Origin of the sequence: Gilliamella sp. (genome assembly GCF_024104075.1) — a bacterium.
GTDB lineage: Bacteria > Pseudomonadota > Gammaproteobacteria > Enterobacterales > Orbaceae > Gilliamella > Gilliamella bombi.
In genome coordinates this window covers 40,930-60,851 of sequence record NZ_JAGGHR010000008.1, presented here as the reverse complement: position 1 = coordinate 60,851, position 19,922 = coordinate 40,930, and the positions used below count along the sequence as shown (strand labels likewise).

Genomic DNA, 19,922 nt, shown 5'->3' with positions numbered 1-19,922 from the left:
AAATTGGCATTGCTATCACCTTGTGATACACTGCCAAAATCCTAATAGTTTGAGTGTATTATGATTACTGGATCGATTGATTATTGTGCTATAGGTCAGCGTCTGCGTGCGTATCGGATTGCTGCCTCTTTGAAGGCTGAAGATGTTGCAGAAAGTCTTAAAATTTCAAGAGCAGCAGTATATCGGTTAGAAAAAGGTGAGATCGTTAAAATTGAAACTCTAGAGCGATTGGCTTCCTTACTTGATACGTCTTTTGCTAGTTTACTTGGCATTGATACTGAATACTATTCGAGTGGTGAAGGCTTTTTTGAACGTATGCGTCAATTAGAAGAGCAATCAACTCATATCTATTCTCATTTCGATCCTTTTTCCTTTTTATTAACTTCTTCTGATTATTTGTCTCATTTAGCAATGATGTTAAATGAATCGAGTAACCCCGCTGATCCTCAAAAATATGCCACTACCTTATCCATTTTAAAAGATCGTAAAACTCAGTTCTGTCAATCAATTCCAAAAGTTATTAATTTAATCAGTTTACGTAATGTAGAACGTTTTTTACATATTGGTTTGGTTGGTAATTTAACGATTTCGCCGGGTAAAAAATCGGAAAGAATGCTACTAGCACGCAAAGAAGTTTATCACTTAATTCAGTTAATTGAACAACAAGCCCTTGCGCCAACAATTGCTATTACACAAGAAGCTATTCCGTCAATTGCTTTTCAGATTTTTTATCAAGATGGGAATCCTATTTCATTAGCAATGAGCCCATTTCGATTAGGTGAGTTACCTAATGTTACTACCGGTATTGCATCGATTACGTCATCTTATGATGCAATTAAACGGTATCGCCATTTATTTGATAAGTTATGGGAAAATAGTGCTAAAGATAAGCAAGCAATTGATTTATTGAAAGCGACGTTAGAGAAATTTTAAAGAATATTAAAGAGAGTCCTTATGTTATCCTTAACATTACAACCGATAAAAAGATTTAATGGTACTATCAATTTGCCTGGTTCAAAGAGTGTTTCTAATCGTGCTTTATTACTATCAGCATTGAGTAAAGGTAATACACGGTTAAAGAATTTACTTGATAGTGATGATGTGCGTTATATGCTTGATGCGCTTGCAGCGTTAGGTGTGAAGTATCAGCTATCACACGATCGCACGATTTGTGATGTGCAAGGTGTGAGCGGTATTTTGCAATCCGACCATGCATTAGAGCTTTTTTTAGGTAATGCTGGCACAGCAATGCGTCCTTTAGCTGCTACGTTATGTCTTGGAAATAATAATATTGTGTTAACGGGCGAACCTCGCATGAAAGAACGCCCAATTGGTCATTTGGTCGATGCTTTGCGACAAGGTGGAGCTAAAATTGATTATCTTGAAAATGAAGGCTATCCACCACTACATATTCAAGGTGGTTTTACAGGTGGTGATATTAAAGTTGATGGTTCGGTCTCTAGCCAATTTTTAACTGCACTATTAATGGCTGCGCCATTAGCAAAACAAGACACAGAAATTACTATTATTGGTGATCTTGTTTCTAAACCTTATATTGATATTACAGTCAAAATGATGGCTATGTTTGGTGTTTTGGTTACCAATCACAATTATCAAAAATTTACTGTTAAAGCTAATCAGTGTTATCAATCGCCGGGAGATTATTTAGTTGAAGGGGATGCGTCTTCTGCTTCTTATTTTTTAGCAGCGGCTGCAATTAAAGGTGGTAGTGTTAAAGTAACTGGCATAGGGAAAAATAGCTTACAAGGCGATACCCAATTTGCTCATGTACTTGAAAAAATGGGGGCTAAAGTTATTTGGGCTGATGATTATATTCAATGCTCTCGTGGTGAATTACACGGTGTTGATATGGATATGAATCATATCCCAGATGCAGCAATGACTATTGCCACAACAGCGCTGTTTGCTAAAGGTCCAACTACAATTCGTAATATTTACAATTGGCGAGTTAAAGAAACTGATCGTTTATATGCGATGGCAACAGAATTAAGAAAGGTTGGCGCAACTGTTGATGAAGGTCACGATTATATTACTATTATTCCACCAGTTAAATTAAACCATGCCGAAATCGAAACCTATAATGATCACCGTATTGCTATGTGTTTTTCGCTAGTGGCGCTTTCTGATACTTCTGTGACGATATTAGATCCTAAATGCACAATGAAGACTTTTCCTGATTATTTCGAACAATTTAAACGATTAAGCGAAGAATGAAATGAATAAATCTGTTCCCGTTATTGCTGTTGATGGACCAAGTGGTGTCGGTAAAGGTACGTTATGTCAAGCATTAGCCAATCATTTTAAATGGCATCTTTTAGATTCTGGTGCTATCTATCGTGTGCTAGCACTTAGTGCGCTTAAGCAAGATATTGCGCTAGATGATGCCAATAAACTTGAACAACTAGCTCTTAATTTGCCACTAACGTTTGATACGCAAGGTTATAATGTTAAAGTGTTATTAGATCAGATTGATGTGACTAAAGAAATCCGTACAGAACAGACGGGGGGAGCCGCATCAAAAGTGGCGGCAATTAATTCGGTTAGAGTAGCTTTATTACAACGTCAACGTGACTTTAAGCAAGCACCTGGATTGGTTGCAGATGGTCGTGATATGGGCAGTGTAGTATTTAGTGATGCCCCTGTTAAGATATTTCTTGATGCTAGTGCCCAATCTCGTGCAGAAAGGCGAATGAAACAGTTGCAAGATAAGCAAAATAATGTTAAATTCGCCGAAATTTTGCAGGAAATAACTGCGCGTGATGAAAGAGATCGTCATCGCGCCGTTGCGCCACTTAAACCTGCAATTGATGCTCTAATAATTGATACTACATCACTGTCTATTGAAGATGTTTTTAATCAATCTATTAAGTATATAAACGAAAAACTTGCGTTGTAACTTAAATTATAGCGTGAAACTAGCTCCATTATAAGGATGTATGGAGTATTATAAACAACCCCACAAGACAGGATGTAATGTGGACGTTAAAATTAACTTAAGTATATAAATATGACTGAATCTTTTGCTCAACTCTTTGAAGAGTCTATCAATCAACTAGACACTCGTTCTGGTAATATGATCCGTGGTACTGTCGTTGCAATCGACAAAGATGTTGTTTTAGTTGACGCTGGTTTAAAATCTGAATCAGCGATTCCAGTAGAGCAGTTTAAAAATGCCCAAGGCGAATTAGAAGTTCAAGTCGGCGACGTTGTTGACGTTGTGCTTGACTCAATCGAAGATGGTTTTGGTGAAACTATCTTATCTCGTGAAAAAGCTAAGCGTCATGAAGCATGGCTTACACTAGAAAAAGCAGTTGAAGATGCTGCAACAGTTTTAGGTGTTATCAATGGTAAAGTTAAAGGTGGCTTTACGGTTGATCTTAATGGCGTTCGTGCGTTCCTTCCAGGTTCACTTGTTGACGTTCGTCCATTACGCGATACTTCTCATATTGAAAATAGAGAAATCGAATTAAAAGTTATTAAATTAGATCAAAAACGCAACAACGTTGTTGTTTCACGTCGTGCAGTTATTGAATCTGAAAATAGTGCAGAAAGAGAACAACTTCTAGAAAATCTACAAGAAGGTTCCGAAGTTAAAGGTATCATCAAAAATCTTACTGATTACGGTGCATTCGTTGATCTTGGTGGGGTTGATGGTTTACTTCACATTACTGACATGGCTTGGAAACGTGTTAAACACCCAAGTGAAGTGGTTGAAGTTGGTCAAGAATTACTTGTTAAAGTACTTAAATTTGATAAAGATCGTTCACGTGTATCACTTGGCTTAAAACAATTAGGCGAAGACCCATGGGTTTCAATCGCTAAACGTTATCCAGAAGGTACTAAAGTAACTGGTAAGGTAACTAACTTAACTGACTACGGTTGTTTTGTTGAAATTGAAACCGGTGTTGAAGGTTTAGTTCATGTTTCTGAGATGGATTGGACAAACAAAAATATTCACCCTTCTAAAGTTGTTAGCTTAGGTGATGTTGTTGAAGTGGTTGTGCTTGAAATTGATGAAGAACGTCGTCGTATTTCTCTTGGCCTTAAACAATGTAAACCAAACCCATGGTTACAATTTGCTGAAACACACAATAAAGGTGATAAAGTTAGTGGTAAGATTAAGTCAATCACTGATTTTGGTATCTTTATCGGTTTAGATGGTGGTATCGACGGTTTAGTTCATCTTTCAGACATTTCTTGGAATATGCCTGGCGAAGAAGCTGTTAAAGCTTATAAGAAAGGTGATGATATCGAAGCTGTTGTTTTACAAGTTGATGCAGAACGTGAACGTATCTCTCTAGGTATTAAACAATTAGAAGATGATCCATTCAGTAGCTTTGCTTCTAACTATAAAAAAGGCACAATAGTTAAAGGTACAGTAAGTGCAGTTGACGCTAAAGGTGCAACCATCGAAATCGCTGAAGGTATTGAAGGCTACTTAAAAGCACAAGATATCGCTCGTGAGCGTATTGAAGATGCAACAACTGCATTAAAAGTTGGTGATGAAGTTGAAGCTAAAATTGTTAACATCGATCGTAAAACTCGTGCAATTTCGTTATCAGTACGAGCGAAAGATGAAGCTGATGAAAAAGAAGCTCTCGCAGCAGTAAACAACACAGCAACTCAAGAAGATGCATCATTTACTAATGCAATGGCAGAAGCATTCAAAGCTGCATCAAAAACTGAGTAAAAAATATTTATGTAAAGAGTAAAGAGGGCTTGCCCTCTTTTTCTTTTATGGGATAAAATGAAATAGTTACATGCCACATAAATAAATTAGGAGTGATCATGAACAGATCAGATTTAGTAGAACGAATTGTTAACTGGCGAACACACCTCCCAGTTCAACTAGTTGATGATTCAGTTAGAGATATCATTGAACAGATCGCTTTAGCTATGGAAAGTAACGATCGTGTGGAAATTCGAGGTTTCGGTAGTTTTAGTTTGAACTATCGAGCTCCACGTAAAGCAAGGAATCCAAGAACTGGTGGTAATGTTGAAGTGAAACATAAATATATACCTCACTTCAAACCAGGTAAAGAATTACGTGAAAGAGTAAATAATGCTGCAAACGCATAATCTTTAAATTTCACACCTAGATGGAAGCCTTTGAGTTAAATCAAAGGCTTTTTTGTTTTAGCTAGTTTAATTTCTATCATCTAGTCGTACTTACTTATTTAAATAACCTTTACCATTTATCATTAAGGAAAAACCAGTCAACGTTATGTTGATTTAAGTCGTTAAATCCCTCTTTTAAAATATGCAATATTGCGAATAATTTCAGTAAATTTCATTAAGATTAATGATTAAAATGGAACAAAGATCGAAAAATTCAACATCAATTATTTTTTTATAATATCAAGTGATAAACTTATATTGTTCAATTTAAAGATGGTAAAGTGCTAGTGCAAAAAATTTGTTCTTTGGATTTAATGGCTATCATGTTTTCATTAGGTTGTTTGCCATTACTCTTTTTGCCCCATTTATTGTCTGATCTATATTGGTGTTTACTTGCTTTTATCTTGTTTTTAATTGTGTTAACCGTTCCTGTTAATTTTCGTTGGTATTTATCTGTTTTTGTTGCATTTAGTTTAGGTTTTTTGTGGTCAACTGCTTATTCTAAGCAATATTTATCCAACATTTCTCCCTATATTGATAAAACGCTAGTTGTTCATGCCAAAGTAGTTAATATCAATACTCATCAGGCAGCAACGGTCAACGGACCTTATTACATGTCATTTTCTATTTTTTCCATTTCAGATGTTACGCTTGCAAATGATATTCCGATTTCTGTTTACTGGGATAGGTTAGATCCTCCTAAATCTGGGGAAATTTGGCAATTGACACTAAAAACAAATGTTGTACATGGATACTTAAATGATGGAGGATTTGATAGCCAACGCTTTTCGATAGCAAATCGTAGCTTATTATCGGCTAAATTGGTTGATGCCAAGTTATTAAATGATAAATCTGACTTAAAACAATATATTACTGATTTGGCTATACCTTATATCGATTTATTTATTTATAAAGGTATTTTGCTAGCCCTTGCTTTTGGTGATCGTTCTCAATTAGATGACGAGCATCGTATGGTAATGATGCAAACAGGTATTGCTCATTTAATGGCTATATCTGGTATGCATATTTTAGTTGTTTATGGACTTAGTTGCTTTTTGGCTAAAGCTATACTGTTTTTTATTCCAAAGCGTTTTATCTATTTTTTTTTACCAATTATAATAGGGTGGTTATGTGCATTTTTTTATGCATGGTTAACAGGTTTTAATCCGCCTACTTTGCGAGCTATGGTTGCTTTGTCAATTTGGATCTATTTTCGTTATAAAAAATATAAAATAAGTTCATGGCAAAAAATCAATCGGATCATTGCGTTGTTATTATTATTTGATCCATTGATGATTTTATCTGAAAGTTTTTGGTTATCTTGCTATGCAGTAATAACTTTAATTTTTTTGCATGATTGGGCGCCGCTTTCCAAAGCAGTAAGGCATAAAAAACGTTGGTATATAATTAGGATATTGTATTTGCAGTGTGGGTTAACCTTATTGCTGCTTCCAATTCAGTTTTTTGTTTTTCAAGGTGTTAGTGGAGTTTCGATTTTAACAAATCTAATTGCAATTCCTGTTATTTCATTAGTTACATTTCCTACCATTTTATTGGCGTTAATATTTAGTATTTTTGATTGTTTTTCTATTGCCTTATGGTTTTGGCTAATTGCTGATAAATCTCTAGAATGGCTATTTTTGAGTTTAAATTGGCTTAATCAATTATGGATTAACATCCCTTCAGATTTTTATTTATTAGGTCTTTTAGGTTGGTTAACTTTAGTGATAATCCGTACAGGTGTTTGGCAACGCTTTAGCATTACTTTGCTCGTAATTTTGATGATACTGGTTACCCCTTTTTTTAAACAGCAACACTATCGTTGGCGGTTAGACATGTTAGATGTAGGTCATGGATTAGCTATCGTTATCCATGATGGTAAGTCTGCAATTTTGTATGATACAGGAGCTAAGTGGGAAAAAAGTTCCGCTATGGAAAGGGTTATTATTCCTTTTCTACAATGGCATAATTTGAATGTACAAGGTATTATTATTAGTCATCAACATAATGATCATGTTGGCGGTTTGAAATTACTTCAACTTATTTACCCTAAAGCATGGTTAATGAGTTCGTCTTCTGATTTTAATAATGATTATCAATGTTTAGCGGGTAATAGTGTTATTTGGAATGATCTGACGTTTAATGTGCTGTGGCCTAATCAGCTGGTTAGCGATGCTCAAAATAAGGATTCCTGTGTGGTGCAAGTTACAGATGGACATTTTTCTGTATTGTTAACTGGGGATCTAGAACGTAATCAGGAATATCAGTTAGTTACTAAATATCGAAATCAGCTAACATCCACTATTTTACAAATCCCCCATCATGGTAGTAGTACATCGTCAAGTTATACATTTCTAAATCATGTTAAACCAGTAAAGTCTTTGGCGTCTACATCTCGTTATAATCCTTGGAAACTCCCCTCCAATAAGGTAATGGCAAAGTATAAAGATTTACAATTAGACTATTATGTTACTGCTAGAACAGGTCAAATAAGTCTTTTTTTTGATAAACAAACATGGAAGCTAAAAACTATGCGAGGTGAAATTAAACCTAGATGGTATCATGATTGGTTTGGTAGTTTACCAAATTATGAGTAAAATAGGCTATCGTTTGCTATAGGCAACTATAATAATTGTTATATTGAGATATAAAACAATTTTACTAAATGTAATTGAGTGATGTTAAAGTTATGATTGAAAAACTGTGGTATGGTAAAAATCGTTTATTTTGGTTATTCATACCATTTTCCTTATTATATGGTTTAATTGCTATTTTCCGTCGCTTTTTATATCAAGTTGGTATTTTAAAATCTTGGCGATCTCCTGTACCTGTTATTGTTATTGGCAACTTATCTGTTGGTGGTAACGGTAAAACGCCACTAGTTATTAGTTTAATTGAATCGTTAAAACAAAAAGGATTACAGGTTGGAGTCGTTTCACGAGGATATGGAGGCAAAGCTGATAACTATCCGCTTATTTTAGATAATACAACCACAACCGAACAAGCAGGTGATGAGCCTGTGCTTATTTATCAACGTACTAGTGTACCTATTGCTGTCTCACCTTATCGCTCTGAGGCTGTTCAAGCGTTATTAAAGCACTACCAATTAGATGTTATTTTGACTGATGATGGTTTACAACATTATGCTTTAGCGCGTGATATTGAAGTGGTGGTGATTGATGGAAAGCGCCTATTTGGTAATGGATGGTGGATGCCGGCAGGGCCAATGCGAGAGCGTGAAAGTCGGTTAAAATCGGTTGATCTTATTGTCATCAATGGTGATAGTGTAAATAATTTAGCGCAGCAGTATCCTAATAAAACCTTTACTATGCAATTAATGCCCCTGTATGCAGTGAATTTACTTACTCAAGAAAAAAGAGCGTTATCTTCGTTGTCAAATATATGTGCTATTGCTGGTATTAGTAATCCAAAACGTTTTTTTGATATGTTAAGTAAATTGCAAGCGGATGTGGTTGAAACCGTTTCTTTTGCCGATCATCAAAAATTTACTTTACCGTTGTTAAACAATGTTGCACGTAATAAACAAACACTTTTAATGACTGAAAAAGATGCAGTTAAATGTAGACAATTTGCTCAACAAAATTGGTGGTATCTGCCCATCGATGCGGTAATACCTGTGCAAGTTATTGATCAAATCTGTTTATTACTAGCTGAGACAAAATCCAAAGAGAAGAAAAAATGAAAGATATCCTATTAAACGCACTTGCTTGTCCTAAATGCCATGGTCAATTGCAATATAATGCTACTAATCAGCAGTTAATTTGTCATACAGATAATTTAGTTTATACAGTTAAAGATAATATTCCGGTGTTGTTAGAATGTGAAGCTAAACCACTTAACCAATCTGAATGTATTCAAGAATAAATAATAAGGTCTTAATTATGAACTTTTCGGTTATTATTCCCGCTAGGTATGCTTCGAGCCGTTTACCTGGTAAGCCACTAGCGGATATTCATGGTAAACCAATGATTGTTCGTGTGATGGAGCAAGCAAAAAAATCATCAGCCAATCGAGTGATTATTGCCACAGATCATCAACAAGTTTATGAGGTAGTCAAGGAGTATGGTGGTGAAGTCATTCTGACAAGTGATAAGCATAATTCTGGTACAGAAAGACTGGCAGAGGTGATAAATACTTATCAGTTTACTGATGATGAAGTTATTGTTAATGTACAAGGGGATGAACCTTTAATACCGCCAGTCATTATTAATCAAGTGGCTGAAAATTTAGTGCAATATAAAACAGGAATGGCAACGTTAGCAGTGCCAATTGATTCTGTTGAAGAAGCATTTAATACTGGTGCAGTTAAAGTTGTGACAGATAAAGATGGTTATGCGCTTTATTTTTCTCGTGCAACCATTCCTTGGGAACGCGATCGTTTTGTGAAATCAGCTGAACAGTTAAAACCATCGAGTATCGGTGATTTTTATCTCCGCCATATTGGTATTTATGCTTACCGTGCTGGCTTTATTCGTCAATATATTAAATGGGCACCATCAATGCTTGAACAAATTGAAATGTTAGAGCAATTAAGAGTACTTTGGTACGGTGAAAAAATTCATGTCGCTGTGGCAAAACAACCTCCTGCAATTGGTGTCGACACTTTCGAAGATTTAGAAAAAGTAAGAGCGTTATTTAAGGAGTAAGCAATGGCAAACTTTACTGGCTTTAGCCAAGCTGGACTTAATTTTTTACAAGACGCTTGGATTAAAAACAGCAAACCGTGGTTTGAAGAGCATCGTGCTATTTATGATAACGATTTAGTTAAACCGTTTAGGCTTTTGGTTGAACAATTAACACCAGAGATGCTCAAAATTGATGAGTGGTTTGAAACTCGTCCTGCTATTGGTAAAACGATTTCACGTATACATCGAGATACTCGTTTTTCAAATGATAAATCACTTTATCGTAGCCGACTATGGTTGACATTTAAACGACCAAATAAAGATTGGAAAGAAGCGCCTGCTTACTTTTTTGAAATTAGCCCAAGCAGTTATCAATATGGGCTAGGCTATTATTGTTCATCAAAACAAACAATGGATATCTTTCGAGACGAAATTCTTAACGATACTAAGAAATTTTTAGCAATGATACGTTGCGTCAAAAAACCATTTGAGCTTGTTGGCGAAAGTTATAAACGCCCATTAATTAAAGAGCAGGACGAAAAAGTTGCAACCTGGTATAACCGAAAAAATATTGCGGTTATGGTGACAAGTAATCATATTGAGGATGTGTTAAATAGCGATTTACCCGATAAACTAATTAAAGGTTTTAAACAGTTAGTTCCACTTTATGATTATTTAATGCGGGTAGAAATGATTAAAAATATACCGACTCTTTAGCTTTGTTGAGTCGGTGTTTAATATTAAATATTAGGAAAATTCAATATAATTTCTTTAATACCATTAATTATGAATTGAGTTCCAACACAAACTAATAAAAAGCCCATAATTCTTGAAGTGGCTTCAATGCCACTTTTCCCCATAAAACGCATTATGCTACCTGCACTGCGCATGCAAAACCAAAGGATAATACATAACAATAAAGGCACTAAAATCGAAGCAGTATAAACAACCCAAGTTGAAACGTCATAACCACCACTTTTTACTGTTGATGACATGCTTATTATCATTGCTATAGTTCCGGGTCCTGCTGTACTTGGCATAGCGAGAGGAACAAAAGCAATATTATTTGAGATCTCTTTCTTTTTTGCATCTGCTTCAAGCGTTTTGTGTGATGGTTGTTGTGGAAATAACATTCTAAAACCAATAACGCCAACAATCATGCCACCAGCAATACGTAATCCGGGAATCGATATGCCAAATGTGCTCATCACTAGTTGCCCACAATAAAACGATACAACCATAATTATAAACACATAAATACAGGTCAATTTTGATTGGTAATTCCGCTCTTCATTGGTCATATCGCCCGATAGACCTAATAACAGTACCACAGTGGTTAAAGGATTCGTTAAAGGAATAAATAAAATTAAACCAAAGCCGACAGTTTGTATAAGTTCCAACATAGATTTATTTTAAATCCAACAAAATTTGCAGTTAAGTATAATTGAAATAAACAGAAAATGATATATGGAGGTAGTTGTAATTCGGTATCGGATTTTATTACCATGTTTGAAAAAATTGTAGGCACTACACTGATAATTATAGGTCTAATATTAGTAGAAATAATGTCAAGCGTGAATGATTTTTATGCATTAGTAGATAAAATGTAATATCAAATTAAGGTTTGAAAGGAGTAATATTCGACTCCTTTCATTAAATCAAATTGAACTTTTAATACTTAAAATGGAATATCGTCATCAAAATCCATTGGTGGCTCTGGTGTTGCTGCTGGTTGCGCTGGTGTATTTTGCGTTAGAGGACGAGAAGGAGCCACTGGTGCAGATGAAGAATTATTAGCACTTTGTCCCCAATTTTGTGAACCATCGCCCATGTTTTCACCACCATTGCGTGTTGCTAAAATTTGTAAAGTACCACCAATTGGGTTGACTACAACTTCAGTTGTGTAACGATCTTGTCCTGACTGATCTTGCCATTTTCGAGTTTGTAATTGCCCTTCAATATAAATTTGGGAACCTTTTTTTAAGTATTCGCCAGCAATTTCAGCTAATTTACCGAATATAACAACGCGATGCCATTCAGTACGTTCACGGTATTCATTTGTTTGTTTATCTTTCCATGATTCTGATGTTGCAATGCTAATATTAGCAACTGCATTACCATTAGACATATAACGAACTTCGGGATCTTGACCTAAATTACCAACTAAAATGACTTTATTTATTCCTCTATTGGCCATTATTAACTCCTAAACATGACATAAGTATTTTAAGCTGCATATTGTAACATGAGACTGTAGTAATATCAGCGAATTTAATTTAATAATGGAATTTTTCTCCCATTTTATAAAGATATAGAAAGATTGGTTTAAACATAGGAATTTGCTGCCATAGCGAGTATAATGCCAAGCATTTGTTAATGTGATGTTCTAAAAGATTTTTCCTATAGGAGGCCTTATGATTAATGCGTTTGGATTAAAAAACAAACAATTAGTAAAAATTAATGAAGGCGATATAAATAATGCAACTTGGATTGATTTAATTGAGCCAGAAGAAGCTGATCGAGATTTTGTTTTAACACATTTAGGACAAAACTTAGCAACTAGTATTGAACTTGACGATATTGAAGCGTCAGCTCGTTTTTTTGAAGATAACGAAGGTTTACACGTCCACTCTTTCTTTTTTTATGAAGATGCAGAAGATCGTGCAGGCAACTCAACAGTAGCTTTTACAGTGCATAATGGTCGTTTGTTTACACTACGTGAGCGAGATTTACCAGCATTTCGTTTGTATCGCATGCGATCGCGCTACCAAGGAATGAACGATGGAAATCCTTATGAAGTATTACTTGATTTATTTGAAGTTAAAGTTGAGCAGTTAGCAGATCAAATTGAAAATATCTACAGTGAACTCGAAGAATTAAGTTTAATTATTATGGATCGTTCAGCTCAAGAGCATTACGATGAAGCTATTACCTCGTTGGCTGAACTTGAAGATACCGCGTGGAAAGTTCGTCTTTGTTTGATGGATAGCCAACGTGCAGTTAATTATTTAGTTCGCCGAGCAAAGATGCCAGTAGATCAACTAGAACAAGCTCGTGAAGTTATTCGCGATATTGAATCGCTTGTTCCACATAATGAGTCATTATTCCAAAAAGTAAACTTTTTAATGCAAGCTGCAACTAGTTTTATCAATATTGAACAGAGCCGAATTATCAAAATTTTCTCGGTTGTATCTGTTGTGTTTTTACCCCCAACGGTAGTTGCTTCAGCTTATGGTATGAATTTTGAATTTATGCCAGAATTAAAATGGGAATATGGTTATCCTTTTTCATTACTATTAATGTTGCTAGCAGGTGTTGCTCCTTATATTTATTTTAAACTTAAAAAGTGGTTGTAGATTTATTGATTTAAATTGAGTTTTTATTCGATAGTTTTTTAATATATTAGATGAAATTCTTATCGTACTAACTGCTTAGGATAATTTAATATAAATAATTATTAATATCAGCAATATACTTTCATCGAGTGATGGGTAAAACTTAATATTTTAACTGAAAGAATTAATTTATTATAAAGGAAGTAACATGAATCAATATGCACTTGTCACCGATATCGGTGGAACTAATGCTCGATTTGCGCTTTATAATTTGGCTACAAATGAGCTATCAGCAATAACTAAAGTTCTTATTGCAAAGGATGATGTATTGCTAAAATTAATTAAGAATTACTTACAAGCCCAATCGGTTACCGTTAAAATGGCTTGTATTGCAATTGCCTGTCCGATTAATGACGAAGATATAATTAGTATGACAAACAATGATTTGTCGTTTTCACGATCTGAATTAGTTAAGGAACTTAATCTTGAAAAACTAGAAGTAATCAATGATTTTACAGCAGTATCAACTTCAATTCCTAAATTATCTAAACAAGATCTTGTTCAGATTGGTGGTGATGAACCTGATTTAGATTATCCAATTGCAATTTATGGTGCAGGTACAGGACTTGGAGTGTCACATTTAATTAAAGTAAATGGACGTTGGATTAGTTTGTCAGGAGAAGGGGGGCATACAGAGCTTCCAATGATAAGTGATGATGAAGACCGTATTTTAGTGCAACTTCGCAAAAAATTTGGGCGTGTTTCTACCGAGCGGTTTTTATCAGGCAATGGTATTGTTAATATTTATCAAGCGTTGTTACAAATTAATAATCAACCAGTAATAGAGATTACACCCGACATTATTGTTGAGAAAGCGCTATCTAAAAGTTGTCCACTTTGCTTGCAAACTTTAACCTATTTTTGTACTTTTATGGGGCGTTTTGGTGGTAATTTGGCATTAACACTTAATACACAAGGTGGCGTTTATATTGCTGGGGGTATTGTGCCACGCTTTATCGAATTTTTTAAAACATCTCCATTTAGAGATGCTTTTGAACATAAAGGTCGTATGTCCTATTTAGTCAAAAAAATTCCTGTTTATGTAATAACACATGAAGATCCAGGCTTGTTTGGTGCAGGTGTTTATTTACAAAATTGTCTTAATAAATAGTATTAATGAGTAAAGGTTTTATTTTATGATGTGGTGTTATATTTACCGAAGTACCAAAAAAGAGAACTGCTATCTATATATGGAACATGAAAATGATTTTTCAACGATTCCTGAAAAAGTAATGTCTATTTTTGGTTCACCTGTTTTTGTCATGAAAGTATTACTTGACGGTAAACGAAAATTTGTAGTTGGTACCGCCACTGAAATAGAAGAAAAGATTAAAACTGATGGATTTTTCTTACAAATGCTAAAAGAAGATGATTTCAAAGTATGATTGAGCCATTTTGGGAATATAAGACATTAGCTCAGATGAGTGATGAAGAATGGGAACAGCTCTGTGATGGTTGTGGTCAATGTTGCTTAAATAAATTGATGGACGAAGATACAGACGAGATCTTATATACTAATGTTGCTTGTAATTTGCTTGATTCTAATACTTGTCAATGTAAACACTATTATAATCGCTTTGATTACGAACCTGATTGTATCAAGTTGACTCGTGATAACCTCCTTACCATTGAATGGTTACCTTTAACCTGTACCTATCGTTATTTTTCTGAAACAGGACAATTGCCTCATTGGCATCCGCTTATTACGGGTAATAAAAAGCTTATGCATAAGCTGAAGATATCGGTTAAAAATCGGATTGTTTATGAAAAAGATGTGATTTGTTGGGAAGACCATATTATTTAAAATAGGGAGCTACAGCTCCCTTTTGATTTTAATTTAAAGCACAATCCATAAATATCCAAATACATCAACAGCGAGCATATTTAAAAACATTAAAATAAATACAAAAATCATAAATGAGATATCAATCATTCCAAGCGGTGGCACAATACGGCGAATTGGTGCTATAAGTGGTTCAGTTAACTGAGCAAGTAATTCATCCGCGTTTGATTGTCCACGGCTAACCCAACTTAGAATTGCTCGAAATAGTAATAACCAGAATAATAAATGCCCAAATGCATGAGCTATGACAGCAATAGCATAAAGTAGGTATTTACTAGTCCAAATTGATTCATTAATCATTCCATAGTAGGAAATAAAAATAATTTTAATGACGGCAACAAAATATAAAAGAACCCATGTAGCGGTATCTATTTGTTTAATAGAAGGAATGACTTTGCGTAGTGGACCGATAACAGGTTGAGTTATTCGTACGATAAATTGGGTAAATGGGTTATAGAAATTTACACGCACACGCTGCATCCATAAACGCAAAATTAAAACATAGAGACATACCGTTAAGATGGTATTACCTAGAAAATAAAGCGATGTCATTTAAGACTCCTTAAAATAAACTATTCGGGCAATATATCACAAATACTGCCTTGCTCCAAAGATCGCTGTACCTATTCGAACCATAGTGCTACCAGCAACAATAGCAGCTTGCATGTCGCCACTCATGCCCATGGATAATGTATCCATAAATGGATAATCAGTTTGTAAAGAACGCAAAAATTCGTGCATTTTGTTAAAGACGTTTAGTTGTTTGTCAAAATCATTTTCAATTTCAGGGATCGCCATTAATCCACGTAAATTTAAATTGGGTAGTGTTATAATTTGTTTTGCTAAATCAGCAACTTGTTCAGGATAAACCCCCGACTTGCTGGCTTCTTTACTAATATTAACTTGAATAAGTACATTTAAGTTTTCCATATTAGCTGGGCGCTGATCATTTAAACGTTGAGCAATTTTAAATCGATCAATGGTATGCATCCAATCAAAGTGTTCGGCGACTAATTTGCTTTTGTTCGATTGTAATGGACCAATAAAATGCCAAGTTAATAAAGTATTGGGAAGTGTTTGTTTAAAATACTGGATTTTTTCAACGCCTTCTTGAACATAGTTTTCACCAAAAGATAGTTGACCTGCATCTATCGCTTGTTTGATTAAGGTTACTGGCTTTGTTTTACTGACCGCAATAAGTTCGATTGTATTGGGATCTCGTTCGCATTTTTTTGCTATTTCTTGAATTGTGTTTTTTATAGTAAGTAAATTGTCACGTACTGTATTCATGTTAATTCCCAATTAATAAACTAATAGGTAAAATATAATGTTAAAATCGATGTTGTCGCTTAGTGTAACGCAAAAAGCATCCGATTTGCATCTTTCAAGTGGTGAAGTTGCACGCATTCGCATTAATGGACAATTACAGTGTGTATCAAACGAAAAGTTATCGCCGTTAGATTTAGAATCTGAACTATTGGCGTTACTTAATGAATCACAAAAATTACAATTACAGCAAGATAAACAAATTGATTTAGCCTATCAATCTCCTGAAATAGGTCGCTTTAGAGTCAATATTTTTTATCAACAGCGTGGTATTTCGGCAGTGTTTCGAATGATTAAAAAACAGATTCCAGATCTAGATGAAATAGGTGCGCCCGAGGTTTTTAAAAAGCTAATAACGCACGAAAGTGGTATTATTTTAGTGACAGGTGCTACAGGAAGTGGTAAATCAACGACGCTTGCATCATTAATTGAATATATTAACTCAACTCAATCCAAACACATTATTACTTTAGAAGACCCCATTGAGTTTATTTATCATAATCAACATTCATTAATTCAACAAAGAGAGCTTACAAATTTTGACTACGCACTTGATAGCCTTTTAAGGCAAGATCCTGACATAATATTACTTGGGGAATTACGTAATAAAAAATCTATCCAAACTGCATTAACAGTAGCTGAAACAGGGCATTTAGTTTTTGCTACGTTACATACATGTTCTGCTATTCAAAGCATTAATCGTATTATTGATGTATTTGATGAAAATTCGCGTAACTTTATTCGCACACAATTATCAAATAATTTAAGAGCAATTATCAGTCAAAAGCTAATATTAACAAAAAATGGGCGTAAAGCGTTGTTTGAAGTGCTTATCAATACTCCTGCTGTCAGTAATTTAATTAATGAAGGCAAAATTAAACAAATTATTTCCCTTATGCAGACGGGGCGACAACATGGTATGCAAATTATTACGGATCAATAATTACTGAAATTGAAATAATCTTTAATCATAAACTAATTTTATTTATTTACCTGTGACTACAAACGAATGGCAAAGCGGAAAGAGTGATAAAAACTTTGAATTGAGATATGACATAATCAGCAAATATTTATCGATTTAAAAGATAGAAAACAAAAATTTAAACGCTTTATTAATTTTTATAATACCGTTAAAGCACATAGAGCGATTTCAGGGAAAATGCCTTATGATTTTTAGAGGATTATTTTAACCATGAAGTGTAAACAACTCGGCGTTTTCCTGAAATTATCAAAGTTTAAAGCAATTAAAATTAACCCAAAAGCTTAATTGTAAAAAACGTTTACAAATGTTTACAAATCTTTACAAAAAAATTTCATAAAAGTAGTCAAATTTTTTTTTAATAGCTATACTTTAATAATTGAAAAACCTCAAAAGATTGAGTGTTAGTAATTGAAATTAGAGTAAAATAAAAAATATCTGACAGAGGGATATTATGTCAAACTATTTTAAATCTCAGCAAATCGATATCTTAGCTTTACAGTGTTATCGTGCTACCCGTATTTTTACGTTCATCTCATTTATATTCTCGACATTGCCTAAAAAATTATTGCCTGATTTAATGCGAAATTTAGTATCAAACGTTATATTTTTAGCTTCATTACTATTGTACTCTTTTGGTTCACAAGCATTAACATCTTATTCTGCCTATGCTATTCAAGGATCTGCACCATATTTTACGGTCGATGGTGGGCAAACTAAGATAACTTCGTCTGATGGGTTATTAGGGATTCGGTTATCTAACGGTACAATAATTACACCTTCAACTAATGATTCAACCACTGCAAATCCAATTGTGTTACCTAAGAGTGGGGAACGTTTTACTGATATTAGTATGTTTGTTCCACTATCAAAAAATTCTAGCGAGCTAAATATACCGTTAAACACACTTGTTACAGAACCATATAACTATTGGGGTGATGATGATGGTGATGGTCAAGTTTCAGCAACTGGCGAAATATCAGTAAAAATTACTGATAAAAATAATCGAGCTGTTAATCGTAGTGAAGTATTAACGATATGTCATGCACCTTATAAAGTAGTATTAAGTAATACTGATAGCACATTAAAAACAAAATATGGCACACCTGACCATATTATGGTTAGTGCTGCCACCACATCGTATTACATTAACCCAAAAGACTCACCAGCTGTTTGCTATGCCAGGCCGGGGCTACGTTATGGTGGTTTAGATTATGCAGATGATGAACGCTATCACGGCCCAGCAAATATATGGGATCCAGATAGAGGCTTTCTTACCCAAACTGCTACCCCTGAATCATACGCTCGTAATTTTCCAACGACGGGCGGTGATAATGTGTATTTTTATTTAGATATTGGAGGAATAGACGAAAAAGAGCTAACTTGGTCTTCGATTACAAAAGAAGGAATAACGGCGACAATAGAAGTAGTGCCACCAGATGATCGCGCTAGTAACCAGTTTGACCGTAAAGGGGGAACACGAGTTACTTTAACTGGCCCAACAGTGGAATATTTAGGTATGATTAGTTTTCCTGATCGAATATACAAACCAAACTTACCACAAACATTCGAATTAGTGGGCGAAGATAACCATGGTAATAAAGTAAAATACGGGTTTGTATTGAAAAAATGGTTTGTAGGTAGAACCGAATCAGGGTATGTTGAAGAGATGCCGCCTATCGATACGTGGTGTAGTCGTTTAGGAGATTATCGTGCGGTAAAAATAGAGGATCTGACCAATGCAAAATGTGGTATTATAGATAATAACGCTTATTTTCATTTTCCGTGTATAGATGGGGTAGATGGTGCGATGCCTTTCTCAAATGGAAATTATTACCAACGTCAAATAGGTGCTGGTTTTTTAACAGAGTGGGGAAGTTATGGTAATTACCCGATGTCTAAGTTTAGCAATAACTCTCACTTTGTGGGTTTCAGTAAAAATAATGATTATACTTTTGAAATTATAGCGGAGAACGGCGTAGTGTCTGTTAAGGAAAGAGGATATGTTGACGACAAATATCCAGGGATATGTGTTACCCCTTAACCTTTTAATCTGTAAGTTGGCATATAGTATTAAATAAGAATAATCATAATAAAAAAACAAAGCCCTAACCGCAAGGTTGGGCTTGATTTATATTTATACTTTTTAAATAATCATGTAACGATTTCCTAAAATAGTGTAACAAAAACTATAAAACTTTTATGATAAAAATAAAAGATAAATAGAAAAGTAGCTAAACATCAATTGCATCATATATTTAAATAAGGTAGATATTTAGGTTGGCTAAATGGTTGTGCCATTCCAAAAATTGACATAGTTTTGTTATGCTATAATGATATCGATTTGCTTTTAGGGTAGCAAGTTTCGTTCTATTATCAGTGTTGCTTGCTTTAGAATATCGTTTTCCATATGGAATTGTTTAAGCTCTTTGCGCAAAACGATTAACTATTGTTTTTGTGGAGTGCGATTATCTTTTGTTTTAAATGAGCCACTTTTGTTTGCTTGCGTTATCCAACGATCTCGTGTTGATGGAGTCAAATCATATTCTGTAACGATTTCACTATGTGTTTTACCATGTTGATAAAGACTGACC

20 protein-coding genes are annotated in these 19,922 nt (G+C 34.4%); 16 read left to right on the top strand and 4 right to left on the bottom strand.

Annotation, left to right across the window (positions count from 1 at the left end; all coding sequences use genetic code 11):
• Nucleotides 1–60: 60 nt before the first annotated feature.
• The 10 genes from J6569_RS04025 to J6569_RS03980 all read left to right on the top strand — a co-directional run bounded on the left by J6569_RS04025 (nucleotide 61) and on the right by J6569_RS03980 (nucleotide 10,502).
• The gene (locus J6569_RS04025) at nucleotides 61–933 is read left to right on the top strand and encodes a helix-turn-helix transcriptional regulator (protein WP_296317704.1); all 873 of its coding nucleotides are present in this window, start codon (nucleotides 61–63) and stop codon (nucleotides 931–933) included.
• 21 nt (nucleotides 934–954) lie between these two features.
• A complete protein-coding gene (gene aroA / locus J6569_RS04020) occupies nucleotides 955–2,235 on the top strand; it encodes a 3-phosphoshikimate 1-carboxyvinyltransferase (protein WP_296302696.1) in 1,281 nt (426 codons plus the stop codon).
• A gap of 1 nt (nucleotide 2,236) precedes the next feature.
• Nucleotides 2,237–2,917, top strand: coding sequence for a (d)CMP kinase (cmk, locus tag J6569_RS04015; protein WP_065589251.1), 681 nt, complete (start codon nucleotides 2,237–2,239; stop codon nucleotides 2,915–2,917).
• A gap of 111 nt (nucleotides 2,918–3,028) precedes the next feature.
• Complete coding sequence (gene rpsA / locus J6569_RS04010; protein ID WP_296317702.1) at nucleotides 3,029–4,711, top strand: 30S ribosomal protein S1; 1,683 nt, start codon at nucleotides 3,029–3,031, stop codon at nucleotides 4,709–4,711.
• A gap of 98 nt (nucleotides 4,712–4,809) precedes the next feature.
• Nucleotides 4,810–5,100, top strand: coding sequence for an integration host factor subunit beta (ihfB, locus tag J6569_RS04005; protein WP_034912930.1), 291 nt, complete (start codon nucleotides 4,810–4,812; stop codon nucleotides 5,098–5,100).
• A gap of 326 nt (nucleotides 5,101–5,426) precedes the next feature.
• Entirely contained in the window at nucleotides 5,427–7,736 is a 2,310-nt protein-coding gene (locus J6569_RS04000; RefSeq protein WP_296317700.1) for a DNA internalization-related competence protein ComEC/Rec2, read from the top strand.
• 92 nt (nucleotides 7,737–7,828) lie between these two features.
• A complete protein-coding gene (gene lpxK, locus J6569_RS03995; protein ID WP_174799372.1) occupies nucleotides 7,829–8,842 on the top strand; it encodes a tetraacyldisaccharide 4'-kinase in 1,014 nt (337 codons plus the stop codon).
• Nucleotides 8,839–9,024 carry a Trm112 family protein gene (locus J6569_RS03990; protein WP_065560220.1) on the top strand — a complete coding sequence of 62 codons (186 nt, stop codon included), beginning with the start codon at nucleotides 8,839–8,841 and terminating at the stop codon, nucleotides 9,022–9,024. Before lpxK ends, J6569_RS03990 begins: the two co-directional genes overlap by 4 nt.
• 17 nt (nucleotides 9,025–9,041) lie before the next feature.
• A complete protein-coding gene (gene kdsB / locus J6569_RS03985) occupies nucleotides 9,042–9,806 on the top strand; it encodes a 3-deoxy-manno-octulosonate cytidylyltransferase (protein WP_296317699.1) in 765 nt (254 codons plus the stop codon).
• Between the two features lie 3 nt (nucleotides 9,807–9,809).
• Nucleotides 9,810–10,502, top strand: coding sequence for a DUF2461 domain-containing protein (locus tag J6569_RS03980; protein WP_174799374.1), 693 nt, complete (start codon nucleotides 9,810–9,812; stop codon nucleotides 10,500–10,502).
• Between the two features lie 23 nt (nucleotides 10,503–10,525).
• On the opposite strand, the gene J6569_RS03975 is transcribed toward J6569_RS03980, so the two are convergent.
• Nucleotides 10,526–11,188, bottom strand: a complete 663-nt coding sequence (locus J6569_RS03975) for a MarC family NAAT transporter (protein ID WP_065589244.1) — start codon at nucleotides 11,186–11,188, stop codon at nucleotides 10,526–10,528.
• A gap of 275 nt (nucleotides 11,189–11,463) precedes the next feature.
• Complete coding sequence (locus J6569_RS03970) at nucleotides 11,464–11,982, bottom strand: single-stranded DNA-binding protein (RefSeq protein ID WP_065589243.1); 519 nt, start codon at nucleotides 11,980–11,982, stop codon at nucleotides 11,464–11,466.
• Nucleotides 11,983–12,199: 217 nt separating this feature from the next.
• Here J6569_RS03970 and corA point away from each other — a divergent pair, with 217 nt between their 5' ends.
• The 4 genes from corA (at nucleotide 12,200) to J6569_RS03950 (ending at nucleotide 14,984) form a co-directional block, all read left to right on the top strand.
• The gene (gene corA / locus J6569_RS03965) at nucleotides 12,200–13,141 is read left to right on the top strand and encodes a magnesium/cobalt transporter CorA (protein ID WP_034912903.1); all 942 of its coding nucleotides are present in this window, start codon (nucleotides 12,200–12,202) and stop codon (nucleotides 13,139–13,141) included.
• Nucleotides 13,142–13,328: 187 nt separating this feature from the next.
• Nucleotides 13,329–14,291 (top strand): glucokinase, encoded by a 963-nt coding sequence (locus J6569_RS03960; protein WP_065589242.1) that lies wholly within the window; start codon nucleotides 13,329–13,331, stop codon nucleotides 14,289–14,291.
• A 25-nt stretch (nucleotides 14,292–14,316) separates the two neighbouring features.
• Nucleotides 14,317–14,565, top strand: coding sequence for a YcgL domain-containing protein (locus tag J6569_RS03955; protein ID WP_081296761.1), 249 nt, complete (start codon nucleotides 14,317–14,319; stop codon nucleotides 14,563–14,565).
• Nucleotides 14,562–14,984, top strand: coding sequence for a YcgN family cysteine cluster protein (locus tag J6569_RS03950; protein WP_085163949.1), 423 nt, complete (start codon nucleotides 14,562–14,564; stop codon nucleotides 14,982–14,984). The genes J6569_RS03955 and J6569_RS03950 overlap by 4 nt, the downstream gene beginning before the upstream one ends.
• Nucleotides 14,985–15,017: 33 nt before the next feature.
• On the opposite strand, the gene J6569_RS03945 is transcribed toward J6569_RS03950, so the two are convergent.
• On the bottom strand, nucleotides 15,018–15,575 hold the full coding sequence (locus tag J6569_RS03945; protein ID WP_034912890.1) for a YggT family protein: 558 nt from the start codon (nucleotides 15,573–15,575) through the stop codon (nucleotides 15,018–15,020).
• A gap of 36 nt (nucleotides 15,576–15,611) precedes the next feature.
• The gene (locus tag J6569_RS03940; protein WP_296317693.1) at nucleotides 15,612–16,313 is read right to left on the bottom strand and encodes a YggS family pyridoxal phosphate-dependent enzyme; all 702 of its coding nucleotides are present in this window, start codon (nucleotides 16,311–16,313) and stop codon (nucleotides 15,612–15,614) included.
• A 37-nt stretch (nucleotides 16,314–16,350) separates the two neighbouring features.
• On the opposite strand from J6569_RS03940, the gene J6569_RS03935 reads away from it, so the two are divergent.
• Both J6569_RS03935 and J6569_RS03930 read left to right on the top strand, forming a co-directional pair.
• On the top strand, nucleotides 16,351–17,292 hold the full coding sequence (locus J6569_RS03935; protein ID WP_085163951.1) for a type IV pilus twitching motility protein PilT: 942 nt from the start codon (nucleotides 16,351–16,353) through the stop codon (nucleotides 17,290–17,292).
• 490 nt (nucleotides 17,293–17,782) lie between these two features.
• The gene (locus tag J6569_RS03930; RefSeq protein WP_085163952.1) at nucleotides 17,783–19,372 is read left to right on the top strand and encodes a hypothetical protein; all 1,590 of its coding nucleotides are present in this window, start codon (nucleotides 17,783–17,785) and stop codon (nucleotides 19,370–19,372) included.
• Nucleotides 19,373–19,922: the final 550 nt, after the last annotated feature.

Bases quoted from the DNA above. Each gene is read 5' to 3' on its own strand.
- J6569_RS04025 (WP_296317704.1), top strand. From the start codon at position 61: ATGATTACTGGATCGATTGATTATTGTGCTATAGGTCAGCGTCTGCGT.
- aroA (WP_296302696.1), top strand. From the start codon at position 955: ATGTTATCCTTAACATTACAACCGATAAAAAGATTTAATGGTACTATC.
- cmk (WP_065589251.1), top strand. From the start codon at position 2,237: ATGAATAAATCTGTTCCCGTTATTGCTGTTGATGGACCAAGTGGTGTC.
- rpsA (WP_296317702.1), top strand. From the start codon at position 3,029: ATGACTGAATCTTTTGCTCAACTCTTTGAAGAGTCTATCAATCAACTA.
- ihfB (WP_034912930.1), top strand. From the start codon at position 4,810: ATGAACAGATCAGATTTAGTAGAACGAATTGTTAACTGGCGAACACAC.
- lpxK (WP_174799372.1), top strand. From the start codon at position 7,829: ATGATTGAAAAACTGTGGTATGGTAAAAATCGTTTATTTTGGTTATTC.
- J6569_RS03990 (WP_065560220.1), top strand. From the start codon at position 8,839: ATGAAAGATATCCTATTAAACGCACTTGCTTGTCCTAAATGCCATGGT.
- kdsB (WP_296317699.1), top strand. From the start codon at position 9,042: ATGAACTTTTCGGTTATTATTCCCGCTAGGTATGCTTCGAGCCGTTTA.
- J6569_RS03980 (WP_174799374.1), top strand. From the start codon at position 9,810: ATGGCAAACTTTACTGGCTTTAGCCAAGCTGGACTTAATTTTTTACAA.
- J6569_RS03975 (WP_065589244.1), bottom strand. From the start codon at position 11,188: ATGTTGGAACTTATACAAACTGTCGGCTTTGGTTTAATTTTATTTATT.
- J6569_RS03970 (WP_065589243.1), bottom strand. From the start codon at position 11,982: ATGGCCAATAGAGGAATAAATAAAGTCATTTTAGTTGGTAATTTAGGT.
- corA (WP_034912903.1), top strand. From the start codon at position 12,200: ATGATTAATGCGTTTGGATTAAAAAACAAACAATTAGTAAAAATTAAT.
- J6569_RS03960 (WP_065589242.1), top strand. From the start codon at position 13,329: ATGAATCAATATGCACTTGTCACCGATATCGGTGGAACTAATGCTCGA.
- J6569_RS03955 (WP_081296761.1), top strand. From the start codon at position 14,317: ATGATGTGGTGTTATATTTACCGAAGTACCAAAAAAGAGAACTGCTAT.
- J6569_RS03950 (WP_085163949.1), top strand. From the start codon at position 14,562: ATGATTGAGCCATTTTGGGAATATAAGACATTAGCTCAGATGAGTGAT.
- J6569_RS03945 (WP_034912890.1), bottom strand. From the start codon at position 15,575: ATGACATCGCTTTATTTTCTAGGTAATACCATCTTAACGGTATGTCTC.
- J6569_RS03940 (WP_296317693.1), bottom strand. From the start codon at position 16,313: ATGAATACAGTACGTGACAATTTACTTACTATAAAAAACACAATTCAA.
- J6569_RS03935 (WP_085163951.1), top strand. From the start codon at position 16,351: ATGTTAAAATCGATGTTGTCGCTTAGTGTAACGCAAAAAGCATCCGAT.
- J6569_RS03930 (WP_085163952.1), top strand. From the start codon at position 17,783: ATGTCAAACTATTTTAAATCTCAGCAAATCGATATCTTAGCTTTACAG.